15 protein-coding genes are annotated in these 17255 nt (G+C 64.9%); 6 read left to right on the forward strand and 9 right to left on the reverse strand.

Going from position 1 to position 17255, the window contains the following annotated elements; genetic code table 11:
- The 4 genes from CFB17_RS13440 to CFB17_RS13455 form a co-directional block, all read left to right on the forward strand.
- Positions 1-1566: condensation domain-containing protein (locus tag CFB17_RS13440; RefSeq protein WP_133063908.1), on the forward strand; the 1566-nt coding region annotated here is incomplete at its 5' end.
- A 25-nt stretch (positions 1567-1591) separates the two neighbouring features.
- Entirely contained in the window at positions 1592-2896 is a 1305-nt protein-coding gene (locus CFB17_RS13445) for a lysine N(6)-hydroxylase/L-ornithine N(5)-oxygenase family protein (protein WP_165769610.1), read from the forward strand.
- 82 nt (positions 2897-2978) lie between these two features.
- Positions 2979-5204, forward strand: a complete 2226-nt coding sequence (locus CFB17_RS13450) for a TonB-dependent siderophore receptor (protein WP_165769611.1) — start codon at positions 2979-2981, stop codon at positions 5202-5204.
- 53 nt (positions 5205-5257) lie between these two features.
- The gene (locus CFB17_RS13455; RefSeq protein WP_407642425.1) at positions 5258-6259 is read left to right on the forward strand and encodes a GNAT family N-acetyltransferase; all 1002 of its coding nucleotides are present in this window, start codon (positions 5258-5260) and stop codon (positions 6257-6259) included.
- Positions 6260-6540: 281 nt separating this feature from the next.
- On the opposite strand, the gene CFB17_RS13460 is transcribed toward CFB17_RS13455, so the two are convergent.
- The 9 genes from CFB17_RS13460 to CFB17_RS13500 form a co-directional block, all read right to left on the reverse strand.
- Entirely contained in the window at positions 6541-7383 is an 843-nt protein-coding gene (locus tag CFB17_RS13460; protein WP_088562090.1) for an SDR family oxidoreductase, read from the reverse strand.
- A gap of 592 nt (positions 7384-7975) precedes the next feature.
- Positions 7976-8896 (reverse strand): ABC transporter substrate-binding protein, encoded by a 921-nt coding sequence (locus CFB17_RS13465; RefSeq protein WP_207762092.1) that lies wholly within the window; start codon positions 8894-8896, stop codon positions 7976-7978.
- Positions 8896-10926 carry an iron ABC transporter permease gene (locus tag CFB17_RS13470; RefSeq protein WP_165769612.1) on the reverse strand — a complete coding sequence of 677 codons (2031 nt, stop codon included), beginning with the start codon at positions 10924-10926 and terminating at the stop codon, positions 8896-8898. The genes CFB17_RS13465 and CFB17_RS13470 overlap by 1 nt, the downstream gene beginning before the upstream one ends.
- Entirely contained in the window at positions 10923-11753 is an 831-nt protein-coding gene (locus CFB17_RS13475; RefSeq protein ID WP_207762093.1) for an ABC transporter ATP-binding protein, read from the reverse strand. The genes CFB17_RS13470 and CFB17_RS13475 overlap by 4 nt, the downstream gene beginning before the upstream one ends.
- The gene (locus tag CFB17_RS13480) at positions 11750-12700 is read right to left on the reverse strand and encodes a TauD/TfdA family dioxygenase (RefSeq protein ID WP_088562093.1); all 951 of its coding nucleotides are present in this window, start codon (positions 12698-12700) and stop codon (positions 11750-11752) included. Before CFB17_RS13480 ends, CFB17_RS13475 begins: the two co-directional genes overlap by 4 nt.
- Complete coding sequence (locus CFB17_RS13485; RefSeq protein ID WP_165769613.1) at positions 12693-13466, reverse strand: 4'-phosphopantetheinyl transferase family protein; 774 nt, start codon at positions 13464-13466, stop codon at positions 12693-12695. Before CFB17_RS13485 ends, CFB17_RS13480 begins: the two co-directional genes overlap by 8 nt.
- A complete protein-coding gene (locus tag CFB17_RS13490; protein WP_088562198.1) occupies positions 13450-13674 on the reverse strand; it encodes an MbtH family protein in 225 nt (74 codons plus the stop codon). The genes CFB17_RS13485 and CFB17_RS13490 overlap by 17 nt, the downstream gene beginning before the upstream one ends.
- Positions 13675-13761: 87 nt before the next feature.
- Entirely contained in the window at positions 13762-14508 is a 747-nt protein-coding gene (locus CFB17_RS13495; protein WP_088562095.1) for an SDR family oxidoreductase, read from the reverse strand.
- A gap of 9 nt (positions 14509-14517) precedes the next feature.
- On the reverse strand, positions 14518-14724 hold the full coding sequence (locus CFB17_RS13500) for a hypothetical protein (RefSeq protein WP_088562096.1): 207 nt from the start codon (positions 14722-14724) through the stop codon (positions 14518-14520).
- Between the two features lie 81 nt (positions 14725-14805).
- On the opposite strand from CFB17_RS13500, the gene CFB17_RS13505 reads away from it, so the two are divergent.
- A complete protein-coding gene (locus CFB17_RS13505; protein WP_088562097.1) occupies positions 14806-15753 on the forward strand; it encodes a LysR family transcriptional regulator in 948 nt (315 codons plus the stop codon).
- Positions 15754-15884: 131 nt separating this feature from the next.
- On the forward strand, positions 15885-17231 hold the full coding sequence (locus CFB17_RS13510) for an aspartate aminotransferase family protein (protein ID WP_088562199.1): 1347 nt from the start codon (positions 15885-15887) through the stop codon (positions 17229-17231).
- The last annotated feature ends 24 nt before the right edge of the window (positions 17232-17255 follow it).

Consider the following 17255-nt stretch of genomic DNA (forward strand, 5'->3'; position numbering starts at 1 on the left):
CATGCCAGGGTCGGCCGCCATGACGGCTTCTTCCAACTGGGCGGCCACTCCCTCCTCGCCGCCAAACTCGTCGCCCAGATCCGCAAAGAATGGGGCCGGAACCTGCCGCTCAAGGGCGTGTTCGAGACGCCAGAGTTGGCCCGGCTGGCAGAGCGGATCGACGCCGCCCAGCCGGTTCCGGCGCCCAAGAATATCATCCTTGCGGACCGCGCGGCGCCGCTGCCGGCAAGCGGCATGCAGACCATGCTCTGGCAGTGGCAAAAGGAGCATCCCGAGAGCGGCGCCTACAATATTTGTGGCGCGGCGCGTCTCAAGGGGCCACTCGATGTCGGCATGCTGCGCGCTTGCTTTGCCTATCTGGTCGAGCGGCACGAGGCTCTGCGGACGCTCGTGCGCGAGGGACCGGACGGTCTGGAGCAGGTCATTTGCGAGGCGGAGCCGCTTGCCTTTGCCGTCATCGACCTTATGGAGCTGGAACCCTGGGCGGCCCTGGCCCGAGCCGCCGAGCTCGCCCACGAGCAGGCATCCCGCCCGTTCGATCTTGGCCGCGAGATGCCGATCCGCATCCACCTGACGAGGCTGGGAGATGAGGACTGGGTCTTCACGCTGACCCTGAACCACGCCTTCGCCGATGGTCTTTCCATGGGCATCCTGGGCGAGGAAATCCAAAGTGTCTATCAGGCGCTGATCCTGGGCGTTGAGCCCCATCTTCCTGCCACGCTCCAACTGGCCGACTACGCGGCCTGGCGGCGGCAGCGGGATCGGGATCCCGAAATCCAGCGGCGTCTGAGGCTGGCGTGCGCGGCCCTGCCTTCCGCCTGGTGTACCCACCCGCTGAGGCCGGATCGCCCGCGCGAACGTGCGGGCACGACAGGAGCAAGGCTGCGTTTCCAGATCCCCAAGGAAGCGATTGCCGCGGTGCGGCGGCATGCCGCCGAGAACGGTGCGACCCTGGCGATGGCGACGCTGACGGCACTCGGCATCACGCTTGGCAAGCGGGCCGATTGGGCCGCCATCGGTATCGGTCTCGTGAGCGCCGATCGCGAATTGCCCGAGTTCCAGCGTGTGTTCGGCTGCCTGCTTGAGACCGAGTTCGCCATCGTGCAGGGGGCGCCCCAGCAGTCCTTCCTGGATGTCCTGACCGCCGTTCGCGAGGAGCGACTGGCGTCCCAGGCACGCGGCACGGTGCCCTTCAGACGGATGACAGCCGCCCTGGAGGCCGATGGTCGGCTCGAACCGGGCGCGCCGCCCTATCAGATCTCCTTCAGCTATCTGGGGCGAGGCTTTGACGGTCGGAACATCATTCCGGGGGTCGAGGCCAGCGCCTTTGCCGTCGAGAATGCGTTCGAGGTCTTCGAGCTCGCCTTCGATTTCAACGAACGGCCGGAAGGCAGCCTCCACGTCTCGATGGGCTATCGCCGCGAGATCTTCGCCGCATCCACGATCGAGGGCGTGGCCGCCGATTTTCGCCGGACACTCATCGCCGCAGCGACTGATCCAAGCCAGCCCCTCGGGCGATTAGCCGGTTTCGACCCAAGCGAAGCCCTGAACAATGTCGGCGCCTGAACGCGCGGAAAGCGAGATGCCAGCAATGTCGATGATGGATCTAGATCTGCTAGGCGTCGGCTTCGGCCCCGCCAATCTCGCGGTCGCGGTGGCAATGGCCGAGACGCCGGCCGCCCGCAAGCTCAATTTTCGTTTTCTCGAGCGACAAAATGAGTTCCGCTGGCACCCCGACATGATGGTCGAGGGCAGCACGGTGCAGATCTCGTTCTTGAAGGATCTGGCCACGCTGCGCGATCCCTCGAGCCGCTTCACCTTCGTCAATTATCTCCATGCGAAGAAGCGGCTCGAGGCCTTCATCAACCTGGGTCAATCCCATCCGACCCGAGCCGAGTTCAATGATTATTTCCGTTGGGCAGCCTCGGCCTTCAAGGATCAGGTAAGCTACGGCCAGACCGTCCAGCGAATCGAGCCCGTCCGCCGACAGGGTCGCGTGTCGCAATTGCGCGTGACATCTCATGGCGCCGACGGCGCTGTGCGTGCCTTCACGACGCGCGATCTCGTGGTCGCGGTGGGCGGGCGCCCGAATTTTCCCGTGCCCTTCGCCGCGCTGGGTCGCGAGCGCGTGGTGCACACTTCGGGCTACCTCGCCGCCGCGCAGCGGCTGATCGCGGCGCATGACCGGCCCACGCGGGTGGCGGTGATTGGCGGCGGCCAGAGCGGTGCCGAGGTGTTCTACGATGTGGCGACGCGCTTCCCGCATGCCGAGGTCACGCTGGTCCTGCGCGACCACGCGCTTCGGCCGGCCGACGATAGTCCGTTCGTCAACGAGGTCTTCGATCCGAGTTTTGTCGATGTGCTGCACGGTCTGCCGATCGAGCGGCGACGGTCGCTGCTCGATTCGATGCGCAACACGAACTATTCGGTCGTCAATCTTGATCTGATCGAGCGGATCTACGCGCTCCTCTATCGCCAGCAGGTGGATGGCAACGAGCGGCATCGGCTTTTGGCCGGCCACGTGGTCGAATCCGCGAGCGAAGGAGAGAAGATCGACCTGGCACTCAGGGACACAGTCTCGGGCGAGGCCGCCTTGCATCGTTTCGATCTCGTCATGCTGGCGACGGGATATCGCTACGACGCGCATCAACGACTTCTCGAAGGACTGGCCGACGATCTCGATGGCTTCGAGGTCGACCGATTCTATCGGCTGAAGACGCCGCCTTCCTACAGCTCACGGATCTACCTGCTGGGCTGCAACGAGGACACGCATGGGCTCTCCGATACCCTGCTCTCGATCCTTCCCCGACGTGCCGGGGAAATGGTCGAAGACATGATCGGAGAATACGTTCTAGAAAAACCTATGCCATCGATGGTTTCATCGATGAACAGGTAAACAAAATCTAAACAATAAAAAGAAGATACTTGGATAAACCACAATAATCCAAGTGCAAGTGTTAACAATGGGGAAACGGGATTTGGCTAGGGACGTTTTACGCAAGGGTGCCTGGGGCATCGCATTGCCGGTATCTGTATTATTTGGCGCCCTGGATGATGCGGGCGCGCAGGAGGCCGGCGTGAGCGCGCTGGGCGAAATCAAGGTGGAGGGCCAGAGCGTCGCTGGCGAGGACGGCGGCAAGGGCCCGGTCGACGGCTTTGTCGCCAAGACCTCGACCGCCGGCAGCAAGACGGACACGCCGATCATCGAGACGCCGCAGGCGATCACGGTCATCGGTCGCGACCGGATGGAGACGCTCCAGGCCACCAGCACCAACGAGGCCATCCGCTACGCGCCCGGTATCGCCGTCGACGTCTACGGCCCCGATACACGCTCCGACAATTACCTGACGATCCGCGGTCTGCCCGGCAATTTCTACCAGGACGGGCTGCGGCTGCCCGTGACCAGGCCCTATGCCAGCTACCGTGTCGATCCGTGGATGCTGGACCGCATCGAGATTTTGCGCGGACCGGCCTCGATCCTCTACGGCCAAGGGGGCCCGGGCGGTACCATCAACTACGTCTCCAAACGTCCCGAGGACACGCCGCATACCATCATCGAGCAACAGTTCGGCAATCGTCGTCGCCTGGAGACAGCGATCGATCAAAACGGCTTGATCGACAAGGCCGGCAAGTGGAGCTATCGGATCAACGCCCTGGGCAGCCGGAGCGATCTGGGTGGCGGTGATCCCTATACGGGGCAACGTGTGGCTGTCGCCCCCTCGCTCTCCTTCAAGCCTAACGACCAGACCTCGTTGACGGCCTTTGCCAGCTATCTCCACGACGATACCAGCATCTCCTCCAACTTCCTGCCGGCGCGCGGCACCGTCCTGCCCAACCCGAATGGCAGGATTTCGCGCAATCAATGGACGGGCGACCGGGACTACGACGAGTATAAGAAGGAGCAATGGTCACTCGGCTACGAGTTCGAGCACCATTTCAACTCGATGTTTACCATCAGGCAGAATCTTCGCTATTCCAGCGTCGATTCGGACATCAAGACGGTCTATGGCGCAGACCTGCTGCCATCGAGCTACGATCGTACGCTGAGTTATCTGAACCGCTACGCCGTCGGCGGCAACGTCAAGTCGAAGGCGCTCACGATCGACAATCAGCTGGAGACTAAGCTCGATACGGGTCCGGCCAGGCACACATTCCTGCTGGGTGTCGATTTCCTTCGAGAAAAGAGCAGCGACCATCAAGACTTCCGCTACGGCGACCCGCTCAATCTCTATACGGGCCAGTCGATCGCCTATCCCTTGAAAAACCCGACGCTCGGCATTCGCGGCGAAGACCAGACCGTTACGCAGACGGGGGTCTACGTTCAAGATCAGGTCAAGCTCTGGGAAAAACTGGTGATCACAGGCGGCATCCGCTTCGATGCCGCGACCAATGACTACAAAGATGTGACCGATGCCTCGCTGCCGGGTGATCGCGCCGCGATCAACAAGGCCAAGGCCAGGGACCATGACTGGTCGCCGCGCATCGGTGCCGTCTACCTCTTCGACAACGGTCTAGCGCCCTACGCCAGCTACACCGAATCCTTCTCCATGAACGCGGGTTCGGAATACGACCTTTCGACGCGCAAGACGAACGGCGATCCCTTCGCGCCCAGCAGCGGTAAGCAGCGGGAGGTCGGCCTGCGCTGGCAGCCGCCCGGCACGCGCCATTCCTTCACCGCCTCCTATTTCGACCTCGATCAGACCAACGTCGTCTCGGGCTCCGCTCGAACGGCCTATGCCGAGGACCTGCGCTCGCGCGGCTTCGAACTCGAGGCCCTCATGCAGTTCGACCTCGGTGTCCGCGTCATTGCCTCCTACACGCATCAAAACGTGAAGGTCAGCGACAGCGAGAGCCGGCCGCAGGACGTGGGCAACCACCCGACGGCCGTACCCTCCGACATGGCCCAGCTCTGGAGCGACTACACGTTTCAAGACGGCTTATTGAAGGGCTTTCGATTTGGCGGTGGCGTCCGCTGGACCGGCAGCACCAATGGCGGCACCGACAGCACGAGCGGCGAGAAGGTCAAGGTCCCCGATTTCGCGCTGTTTGACGCGGGTATTTCCTACGACATCAAGAACTGGCGCTTTGCTCTGAACGCCTCGAACCTGACCGACAAGACCTACGTCTCCGGTTGCGGCGATCCGACGTCATGCTTCTATGGCCCCGGCCGGCTGATTCTGGGCAGCGTGAGGTATTCCTTTTGATGAACGTGCCAATGACCGACGGTGCTGCTGCTCAGCTTTCGCCATTCGACCTGATGCTGGCTGACGGACGGCGCGTGTCGGTCGCCGTCGGTGGCGAGGAAGCGATCCTGCTGCTCGACGGCCAGACAAGCCTCGTCCTGGCAACGACAGCACCCGACCGCTTCGAAGCCAGGGTCGCGCCCGACCGCGCGTTTCCCGCCGCCGCCTTCCTGCCGCTTCTTGCCCACAAATTCTCGCATCGCCAGCGACCGGACAAGATCACCTTGTCACTGCCCGCTTCGGTGGATTGGGCCAGGGAGGCCGTGCGGGCTGGCGTGTTCCAGACAGTCTCGAGTGCGGACGGCATGACGACGCTCAGCGTCGACCGAGGAGCCTTCTGGCAGCTCCCACAGCCCTGGCTCGCCGGCACGACCAGCGCCACGACGCCGCTTGTCTACGTCATGACGGACGGCAAGCGGCACCCCAGGCGACCGGCAAAGCCCGTCGGCAACGTCTATCGACGTTACATGCCGCGGCTGGCGACGACATTCTCCATGCGGGCGATTGATATCGATCGCGACGTCGAGATCTTCAATCGATGGATGAATCTCGACAGCGTCGCCGAGTTCTGGAACGAGCGGGGCTCCCTCGATGAGCACCGCGCCTATCTCCAGAAGGTGATGGACGACCCCCACACGATCAGCATGTTCGGCTGTTTCGATGACGAACCCTTCGCCTATTTCGAGGTCTACTGGGCGAAGGAGGATCGGATCGCCCCTTTCTATGACGTCGACGATTATGATCGGGGGGCCCATCTTCTGGTCGGCGATCCACGTCATCAGGGTCCTCGCAAGGTCGAGGCCTGGTTTCGCGCACTCAACCATTATCTCTTCCTCGACGACCCCAGGACGCGTCGCGTCGTCGGTGACCCACGCATCGACCATGTGCGCTGGATCGACTACATGCAAAGGCAGGGCCTTGTCCGGTTGAAGGAGTTCGATCTGCCGCACAAGCGCTCCGCCCTCATCCTGGCCGAGCGCGAGACCTTTTTCGGGCCGCCCTGGGGTGGCGTTTAAATGCTGTCGAGGCCGTCCGCATGTCGAGCAGGCGGCTGCCCGGCAAAGCCGGACCAACCGTTGCCGCGGTCCAAGCCCAGATTCCGTTGACGGACGCAGGGCGCGGATAAAACAAAGTCTCAGTATCATACAGTCGGGCGGGGGCAACCCATGTCGGCGCCCGGACCGGCAAGCGTCGATTAACGCGGCACGCTGCAGCTACGGGAAGAGAGTGCTAAGCCGAACATGCGTTTCGATCCGATGGAGGCTCAAGCGAAACATCGGCCGGACGCAAAGCCTGCTCAGACGGGCGTTCCAGGTTTGATGTCGTAAGCTTTCTGTACGATCTCCGGGCGCCGCCCGAGTCCGTCCGTGACCTTGCGTGTCCAAACCGCCTCGAGCTGTTTGCGCTGCTGGCCGATGATCTCCTTCGGTTCGACGTTACGATAACTGACGATGTCTCCCGTAATCACGCCGATCGTCGTCTCGAAGACAGGCTCTGGATCATATTGTTCATGCGGGAACGCGATCTGACTATAGTCGTACAGGCGTTCCGATGGATCGTCTTCCCAGCTCTTCCAGGTTTCGAACATGCGATCGTTGAAACCTGTCAGGAACGGCCCGGGATTGATCGTCGCGACCTCGATGCCGAACTCCCGCATTTCCTGGCTCAAAGCATCCGCGATGGCTTCGACAGCATGCTTGGACGAGGCGTAGGCGCCGGCGAACGGGTCTGTAGTGAGACCTGCGACGGACGACATGAAGACGATTTTGCCTTTTTTCTTCGCGACCATCTTCTTGACGATCAGTTGCGTCAGCATCACCGGGCCAACGATGTTGACCTCATACTGGCGGCGCAGATTTTCAGCCGGAATATCAGCGACAGCACCGCCTTCCGAGATGCCTGCGTTGTTCAGCAACACGTCCACGTCCCAGCCTGAAGCCTTGCGACGGTCACCATCGTGTGTGACGTCGAGCTTCTCGACCTGAAGGCTCACGCCGCGACGTTCCGCTTCCTGCGCCAGTGCATGGATCTGCGCGACGATCTCGACACCGGCGATTACCTCGAGACCCCTGGCGGCCAGCCGGAGTGCCACCTCTTTGCCAAAGCCGCTGCCCGCGCCGGTTACGAGTACGGTCGTCATGGTATGTCCTTTCCGAGTTCCGGATTAAGCAGGTTCAAGACGCTCACTGCGCCACCGCTGCGGCTACGTTCTGATCCTGCCAGCCAGATCCTCCGTTCAATCCCACCTTGCCCACCAGCTTATCGCCAAAGTCGAGCGGTACCCCCCGGCGAAAGTGATGATCCGCCCGTCGATCGAGTCGGCGATCCATACAACCGGCGGCCGGGCGGGGCATTCTGCTATCCCGCGAACGCGCCAGATTGAAAAAGGTTGGGCCGTCTGGCCAATGCCATCAATGAATTGTTTGTGATTCAGCCATTCATTGAAAGTGGGGGACATCCATGAAGCTTTCCCGCCCCCGCCATTTCCGCGCCTTGATCGAAGAAGGACCCGATCTGCTACCAGGTCGACCTTCCCATCTTGATCCTTCAGCCAATGCTCGGCCGATCCGCAAAAGAAGCTGTTCGAGGCGGTGTTCGACGCCGGTAATCTTCTAGGTCAACGGTCTCAGGTCCATTCAGGTTGCCCTTTTGACCCGCCTAGATGCGGTCGTAACCGCTCGGGACGAGCATGGTCAGCTTGCCAGCTCTTCTCCTGCCCGTTGCCAGGCTCTTTAAGGTGCCGCCAGGACCATGTCGGTCAGCCGCGTTGCGAGATGCCGGGCCGAAGCCGGACCGCCAAAGTTCCAGATATTACGCTCGATCAGCGTGACCCGCCCTTGAGCAAGGGCCGGCACATGGGCCCAGGCAGCACTTTTGGTCTTGGCCGCGAGGTCGACCTGCGGACCGGAATAGCTGACCAGGGCGATGTCGACGTCGTCCAGCGCTAGCAATTCCTGCGAGGTCAGCACCCTGACCCCGTCGCGGCCACGATCCTTCGGCCAGAAATCCAGGCCCAGGCGCTGGGCCAACCCCGCCGACATGCTGTTGGCCGTAAACACCCAATAGGTGTCGAGACCACCCAGTTCCTGCAGCACCACGAGCCGACGCCCGCTCCGCCCGGCCTGAGCCAGACGGGCCGCGTCCTCCGCGATCGAGCGCTCGACCTCGGCGCGGATCTTTGCCGCCTCTGGATCCCGGCCGACATAGGCGCCAATCATGCCGATGAGTTCGAGCACGGCATCCAGTTGCGTGCCGGTCTGGCCAACGCCGAATTCCAAGAGCACGGTGGGTGCCAGGCTTTCGAGAACGTCGAAGAGTGGCGCGTGGCGGTAGGCGAGGCCGATGATGAGGTCCGGCTTCAGTCGCGCGATCGCCTCCAGGCTAGGCTGCTGCCGCGTCCCGACATCGGTCACGCCCGCCAGTCGATCGAGCTCCAGGCCGATCCAGCCGGGATAATATTTCGGGTCCGACATGCCGATGGGCGGCCGGTCCAGCATTGCCAGCGTTTCGGCAATCAGGAACTCCAGCGCCACAACGCGCGTGGCGACCCTCGGAAGTGTCCGCGACTGGCGCAGGGCCAGGGTGTCTTCCGCCATTGCCGGCGAAACGCTCAGCGAGGCGATCAGGGTCAGGATGTCGCGACGGGAGGGCATCATCGATGATCGTCCCGGGTAGCGGGACGGCGGATCATCAGCCAAAGGAAGTAGGGTGCGCCGATCAAGGCCGTCAGCGCGCCGGCCGGGATCTCGGTCGGAGCAAGGGCGGCGCGTCCGACGATGTCCGCCGTGACGGTCAAGAGCGCCCCGAGCAGCATGGCAATGGGCAGTCGCGCGCCATGCCGGTGGAAGCCGAGCAGGCGGGCGAGGTGAGGGGTGAGAAGGCTCACGAAGCCGATCGGGCCGACAATGGCCACGGCGGTGCTGGCGAGAATGGTGGCCAACAGGAGGGCTAGCCCCCGGATAAGGGCGATGGGCAGCCCCAGTCCCGCCGCCGCGTCGTCGCCTAGGGCCAGAAGGTCGAGCGGCCGGGCCAGGAGGGCCAGTGCCGGCAGGGTCGCGACGAACCAGGGCAGGAGGGCCAGGGCATCGGCCCAGCTTCGCCCATAGGTTCCGCCCACCAGCCAGATCAGCGCCCGCGCCGGCTGGGCGCTGGTCTCGACGATCAGCGTATAGGTGAGTGCCGCGAACAGGCCGCCCAGTGCGAGGCCTGTAAGGGCCACGCGGAGGGCCTCGAAGCGTTGACGATAATTGATGGCCAGGATGACGCCCAGCGTGGCGAGGCCACCTGAGAGGGCGAGCCCGAAGGCGCCGGGTCTCCCGAGCAGCGGCCAAAGGAGCGAACCTGTGAGCGTGACGAGCGCGGCACCTTGCGTCACGCCGATGATCTCCGGCCCGGCCAGCGCGTTGCGAATCACGCTCTGCAGCACGACGCCGCTGGCGGCCAGCATGGCGCCCGTCAGGGCGGCGATCGCGATGCGGGGTGCCCTGATGTCCAGGATGAGGGCCGCGATCGGATCTCGACCGGAGACCGCGTCCACGAGGCGGGCAGGAGACAGCCAAGCCTCGCCCCAGGCGAGGCCGAAGGCGCAAAGGGCGATCAGGGCCAAAGCACAGGCCAAGGCCACGACCAGGAACGGTGCCGTCCGTCCGCCAGTCGCCACGTCGCCCCGGCTGGTAGGTGCCGGCATGCGGCCGCGTGCAACGAGCGCCAGCAAAAGCGGCGTGCCGACCAGGGCAGTGGCGACCGTCGTCGACAGACCGGTGCTCAAGCCGGTGCCGGCCACCGCGCCATCGGCCGCGAGCAGCAAAGCCGCGCCGGTGAGGGCGGCAAGCGGCGCCACGGTCTTGAGATCGTACAGGCCCAGGGCGCGAACGAGGTTTGGCGCCAGCAGGCCGATAAAGCCGATGGGGCCGGCGATCGCGACGGCGGCGGCGGTAAGTGCCGCTGCCGCCAGGGCCGCAAGAAGCCGAGTAAAGGGAACGGCCACACCGATCGATCGGGCTGCGTCGTCGCCGAGCGCCAGCGCTTCAAGCGGGCGAAGGAGGAAGGGAAGGACAGCGATCGGCGGGATCAGCCAGAGTGTCGCTGTCTTCAGTCCCTGTGCGCCCGGCTGGTAGAGTGCCCCCTGGCTCCAGAGGGCGACGCCGGCGATGTTCTGCTCGAAGAGTGCCAGCGTCATCGTCACCAGCGAGCTGAACAAAAGCGAGCAGGCGCCCCCCGCCAGTAGAAGCCTGAGCGGCGCTGCGCGCCAACCTCCGGCCGCGACCAGGGCCAGCGCTGCCGCCCCAAGCCCGAAGGCGAAGAGCAAAGGCGGCCCCGCGAGTGGTCGCAATGCCGGCACCGCCAGGCCGACCAGCATGCCTGCCTGGGCACCGGCGGTGACGCCCAGAAGGTCGGGCGAAGCCAGCGGGTTGCGCGTGGCCGCCTGGAAGACCGTTCCGGCAAGGGCGAAGGCACCCCCGGCCAGCAGGGCCGCAAGGAGACGCGGTAGCGAGAGTTGCCAGAGGAGGAATGAGGCGCTCTCCGCTTCCTTGGCCCCCGTTGCCCGCATGAGAGTGCTCAAGGGGTCAGCGAGCCGGAGTAAGACGACCGCGGCAATGACGACGAGGGCCGCCAGGACCAGGGGGTAGAAAGGCCTGGAGGGCCTTTGCCGCGTCGATGTCCAGCGTGCGATTTCGCTCACGCCTGCGTCCCGGACACCTGGCCGACGACGGGCCCGAAGGATGGCAGGCAGACCGGGAGGTCGCTTGCTGGATGGTCGAGCCGCCACATCTCGACCCCGAACGTCTCCCGCAGCGGGCCCGGCATCAACGTCGCCCCGGTCGTGCCGTCATGCAGGATCTTGCCGTTCTTCATCAGCATGATTCGATCGGCGATGGCCGCGGCCTGGTTGAGATCATGCAGCACGCAGACGATCGTGATGCCCCGCGTGTGGTTCAAGACCCTGAGGGCATCGACGAGCTCGACCTGGTGGCGGATGTCGAGCCAGGTCGTGGGCTCGTCAAGCAGCAGGACCCGGCATTGCTGGGCCAGCGCCATGGCGATCCAGGCGCGCTGCCGCTCGCCGCCCGAAAGTGCGGTGACCGGCCGGCTGGCCTCCGCGGTTAGGCCGACCGCTTCGATGGCATCCGCGATGGCCCGCCGATCTTCGGCTGAAAGACCGCCCAGCAGGTGACGATGCGCATGTCGTCCATGGGTGACGAGCTCGGTGACGGTAAGCCCGGGTGGCGTTTCATTGGCCTGGGCCAGCACCGCCAGGGTGCGGGCGCGTTCCCGCCGTGTCAGCCGCTGCAAGGGGCGTCCTTCGAGCAGAACCTGGCCGCCCGCCAGTGGCTGCAGGCCGGCCAGGCTGCGCAGGAGCGTGGACTTGCCGCAGCCATTGGGCCCGCAAAGAGCGGTGATGCCGCCCCGGGAGATCGCGACGCTCAGGCCATCCAGCACGCGCTGATGGCCGTATGCCACGGTCAAGTCGCGCCCCTCGAGGACAATATCTCGGACAGCGCTACTCACGCAGGCACGGGGACCTTGCGATTGGGCTCCGCCATGGCGACCACGACCTTGCGCGGACCGGCATAGGATTGGCGCCCGTGCATCGTCAGCATGTTGTCGAGCATCAAGACATCGCCCGGTTGCCAGGGAAATGTGATCTTCTCGGCCTCGAGCACGCGGCGGATCTCCGCCAGTTCCGCGTCCGGGATCGCCTCGCCATCGCCAAAATAGACGTTTCTCGGCAACTCGTCCTCGCCGACGGCATCGATCAGGACTTCCCGCTCGTCCTCGTCCAGCGCCGAGACATGGAACAGATGCGCCTGATTGAACCACACATCCGCGCCGGTGCGCGGATGGGTCGCCACGGCCTGGCAGAGCTGGCTGGTTCGAAGCTCGCCATCCTCCTTCCATGTGCAGTCGATCTCGTGGGCCCGGCAATAGCGCTCGACCTCGGCGCGATCTTGGGTGTTGAAGACCTGCTGCCAGGGGACGTCGAGTCCGTTGCCGAAATTGCGCACATAGCGCAGGCCGCGCGCGGCGAACTTGGCGCGGATATCCGGATCAAGCGCCTGGTAGATGGCGCGGCTGTCGGCCAGCGGCGTGGCCCCTCCCTCGGGGGAGGCCGTGACGCAGTGGAACCAGATGCGCATCGGCCAGTCCCGCGTGTAGGACTGCTCGTTGTGCAAGGGGATCTCCCGATGCGCCGGATACTCGGTCGAGGAGTAGACGCCGCCCTCGACCTTGCTCCGCGGCGTGGAGCCGAACTCGTAGGACAGGAGCGGATGGCCGAAGGCCGCGGCGAACCCGCGAAACGTCTCAACACTGTCGACTGTGTAGCCACGGAGCAGGACGCCGCCCGCAGTCAGGAGGGCCTCGTCGAGCTCGGCCCGGCGGTCGGACAGCGCCTCCATCAGGGGGCCATCGCCGGAAAGGGTGACAGGTAGGCGAGGGGAGGCATGATCAGGCATTAGAAAACTCCATACCGGACGCCACGGCGTCCTGCTGTCGCGGGGGCGACGCTCCGGCGAGCATGGCCAAAGCGGCGACATAGCCGGCCGGTGCAGGCAGCGAGCGTATGCAAGCGAGGGACGGATCGAGCACGGTGCGGGCGGGATCGCTTGCCACCGGTCCTTCGCCACCCATGACGGTGACGTCCCGCGGGTCGATGAGGAAGCCGGTACCCTGGGCCTTCAAGAAGGCCTCCTTGGCGGTCCAGATCGCCAGAAAGAGCGCCTCGCGCTCATCAGGGCCGGCAGCCGACCAGAGATGAAGTTCGGCCGGCGAGAAGGCAAGGCGGGCAAGGGGTGCCAGCGGTTCGTCCGGGGCCGGCCCCTCGACATCCACCCCGACCGGTCGATCCGAGGAAAGTGCCACGAAGCCGCACGTGCCGGCATGCGAGACGCTGAACCAGAGCTCACCGCCAGGGAGACGCGGCTTGCCGTGGCGGTCGAGGGCAACTGGCACGGCCCCGGGCGATATGCCCAGCCTTTCGCCCAGGCGATGGCGCAGAGCTGTTCGCGTCGCGGCAAAGCGCGCCCGATCCGCCATCCGGCGAAAGCTCGCAAGCCTTGCCTCTTCCATGGGCGTCAAGGTGGCCAGCAATGCTGGAGCGGGGTCTTGGCCGATATCGATGGCGACGCGCCAGACGGCGACGTCAGCCGACCTGAGATCCGGGAGCGCGACAGGCTCGCCGCCCAGGGCCATGTCCGTCGCCGCCTCAGGCGGCACGGCCATCCGAGGATCCATCCATAGCGTTGCGCAGGCTGCGCGTCCGCATGTCGGTCCAGACGGTCTCGATATGCGCAAGGCAGACAGCCTTGCTGCCGCGCACGCCCACCCGGTACCAGCCGGCCGGCGTTGGCTTGAAGTCGGGCCAGATGGAATATTGCTCTTCGTCGTTCACCACGACGTGAAACTCGATATCGTCTCGATCGAAACTCATGATGCGGGTCAGCCTTGGTCTCTGCACGCTCGTCAAAGCCATGACGTTCCGCCGACGGAGAAATTTAGCGTGCCAACGCAAAGAGACTCAAAGATTGCCGACGCCGCCATCGACCAGCAGCTCCGTGCCCACCACGAAGGCGGATTCGTCGGCAGCCAAAAAAACCGCCGCCTTGGCGAGCTCGAGCGGCGTGCCCATGCGGCCGATCGGCACGAGCCTGCCAATCTCCTCCCGCAAGGCTGTCTCAGCCACCATTTCAAGACCGAGCTTGCCCAGTGCCGGCGTCTCGGTGGGCCCAGGGCTGAGGCCGTTCACGCGAATGCCGCGATCCTTCAATTCGCCGGACAGCGTGCGGGCGAGCGAGAGCAGCCCGGCCTTGCTCGCTGCATAGGCGCTCGACTGTGGCAGGCCGATATGCGCCGAGACCGAGCCGCAGAGAATGATCGAGGCGGGATTGGCGAATAGCCGCAGCAGGGCGCGGATCAGGAAGAACGGGCCCTTAAGATTGGTGGCCATGAGCGCATCGAAGGTTGCCTCGTCCCAGTCGCCGAGCGGCCGGTGCGTCACGTCGCCGGCATTGAGGTAGAGCACATCGAGCCTTGGCCACGCGGCCATCAATTGGGCCGCGAGCCTTTCCTGCCCTGCGACCTCGCCGGCATCGCTAGGGATGGCCAGCACGTCGCCCCCCAGTTCACGCCCGGCCGCCGCCAATCCTGTCGCCGAGCGGCCGGTGATGGCCACCTTGGCGCCCTCGGCGAGAAACTGCCGCGCCGTCTCCAGCCCGATGCCGCTGGTTCCGCCCGTTATGAGGGCATGCTTGCCTTGAAGCCGCATGGCGCTTCCCTACCAGTCGAGACTGATGGCGAGCTTGCCGAAGCGATCGCCCGTCGGCAGCTTCTCGTAAGCCTCGCCAATGTCGGCGGCCGCGAAGGTGTGGGCGACCGGCTCCAGCCGATGCAGCGCGACGGCAGCAGTGGCCTGGCCGGTATCGGGTACGCGAACCCGTCGAAGCCGGCCCACGTCGGGGCCGGGCGGCTCAATGCTGTGCATCGTGGTTCTCCTTCACGATGACGCTAATTGATGCAAGATGACGCTGGAATGAGGCGAGGGTACAGCTTATAACTGCATTCCATGCAGCAATTGGCCGATATCGAAACGCTCGAAGCCTTTGTGGCGCTGGCAGAGTGCAGCAGCTTCGCGCGGGCCGGACGCCGGCTCGGCCGCGATCCGACGATCGTCTCCCGGCGCTTGCAGGCACTGGAATCGCGGCTCGGCGTTCGACTGGCCGAGCGCAGCACCCGGCGTGTCACCCTGACCGAGGCCGGGCGATCCTATCTCGACCGGATCAGGCCGCTGCTACGCGAGCTTGCCGCCGCCGATCGCGACGCCGCCTCCTTCGCGCGCGGCCAGCCGCGTGGCCATCTGCGCCTGTCGCTGCCGACCAGCTTCGGCCGGATGTGGCTCTCGCCGATGATCGCGGCCTTTTTGCAGGCCCATCCGGGCGTGACGATCGAGGCGGTCTTGAGCAATCGTTTCGTCGACCTCATCGGCGAGGGATTCGATCTCGCGGTGCGGTTGGGCGTCCTGCCCGATTCCCGCCTGGTCGCACGGCGGCTGCTCGGGCGCGGCCGACTGGTCTGCGCCGCGCCCGACTATCTGGCCCGGGCACCGGCTCTAAAAACCCCGGCGGACCTCAGGCAGCATGCCTGCCTTTGCTACACGGGCAAGGCGAACCCGACGGCGTGGGAGTTTCTCGATGCCGAGGAACGCCTGGTGACGGTGCCGATCGATGGGGCACTCGCCAGCGACGACGCCGAGATCCTGGTCGATGCCGCGGTCGCGGGACTGGGCCTTGTTTATGCTACCGAGTGGCTGGTGGCACGGCAGCTCGCCTCGGGTTTGCTGGTCCGCGTTCTGACGGATTGGCGCATTGCCGACGAGGGCGCGATCTACGTCGTCACGCCTTCACTCGGAGGCCTGCCCACCAAGACCAGAGCCTTCTCCGATTGGCTGGCAGGTCGATTCCAGCCCGACCCGCCTTGGGCGCCAGCGAGGCTGCGCGACCTGGCAGACCACTGAATCTTTGACGTGTCGAAGGCTGGTCGCCGGCCGCCCTGAGACAAAGGCTGCCTGGCGCAGCTTTCCAGATGTTCTCTTAATGAAATTGCTTGCGACCGGTCTCGGCCCTACGCTCGCTCACAACCCTCGACATGGTCGATTTTGAGGAAGTCCAGCCCTTGCCCACTGGTTCACCCGACGCCAATGCCGACCCTGCCTTCTGGTCCGCCGTGTCCGACCACGTGCTCCGCTATGGCGGTACTTTCGAGCGGCGCATCATCGAGCGGGCGGAGGGCAGCTATGTCTTCGATGCGGCCGGCGATGCGATCCTCGACTTCACCTCCGGCCAGATGAGCGCCCTTTTAGGTCATTCGCACCCGGCGATCGTGCAAACCGTGCGGGACCAAGTGAGCCGGCTGGATCATCTGCTGAGCGGAATGCTCTCACGCCCGGTAGTGGAGCTATCGGCGCGGCTGGGCTCGATGGTGAAGGGGCTGGAGAAAGTACTGCTGCTCTCCACCGGTGCCGAATCGAACGAAGCGGCCATCCGCCTGGCCAAGCTCGTCACCGGCAAATACGAGATCGTTGCGTTCTCGAAGAGCTGGCACGGCATGACGGGGGCAGCCGCCTCGGCTACCTACAGTACCAACCGCAAAGGTTATGGCCCGGCCAATGTCGGCGCCTTCGCGATCCCGGCACCCAATGCCTACCGACCGCGCTTCACCCATGCCGACGGCAGTCTCGACTGGCAGACCGAGCTGGATGACGCGTTCGCCCTGATCGACGGCCAGTCGACCGGCAATCTCGCCGCCTTCATAGCCGAGCCCATCCTCTCCTCGGGCGGCATCATCGAGCTGCCGCCCGGCTATCTGGCCGCACTGCGGAAGAAATGCGACGAGCGCGGCATGCTACTGATCCTCGACGAGGCACAGACCGGCATCGGCCGTACCGGGCACATGTTCGCCTTCGAGCGCGATGGCGTGACACCGGACATCTTGACCCTGTCCAAGACGCTGGGCGCCGGCCTGCCGCTGGCGGCGACCCTGACCAGCGCCAGGAGCGAGGAGCTGGCGCATGAGAAGGGTTTTCTCTTCTACACGACCCATGTCTCCGATCCATTGCCTGCCGCGGTCGGCCTCACCGTCCTGGACGTCGTGGAAAAGGGGGGGCTGGTCCAGCGCGCCCGCCAAGCTGGGCAACGGCTTCGTGCCGGCCTGGAGGACCTGCAGCAGCGCTTCGAGTGCATCGGGGACGTTCGGGGACGCGGCCTGCTCCTGGGGCTGGAAATCGTCGCCGACCGATCCGGCCGCGCGCCCGATCTGGCGATGGGCGAGCGGATCGGCGCCCAGGCCATGGCGCGCGGCCTCAGCATGAACATCGTCAAGCTGCCGGCGATGGGTGCCGTGTTCCGGATTGCACCACCCTTGACCGTATCGGATGAGGAGATCGACCGAGGCCTGGCCATCATGGCCGACTCGATCGTCGCGGCGCGAGGCTAGCAGACTGACGTTGAGCGCTCTGTA

It is taken from the genome of Arboricoccus pini (genome assembly GCF_900187945.1).
GTDB classification, from domain to species: Bacteria; Pseudomonadota; Alphaproteobacteria; order Geminicoccales; family Geminicoccaceae; genus Arboricoccus; species Arboricoccus pini.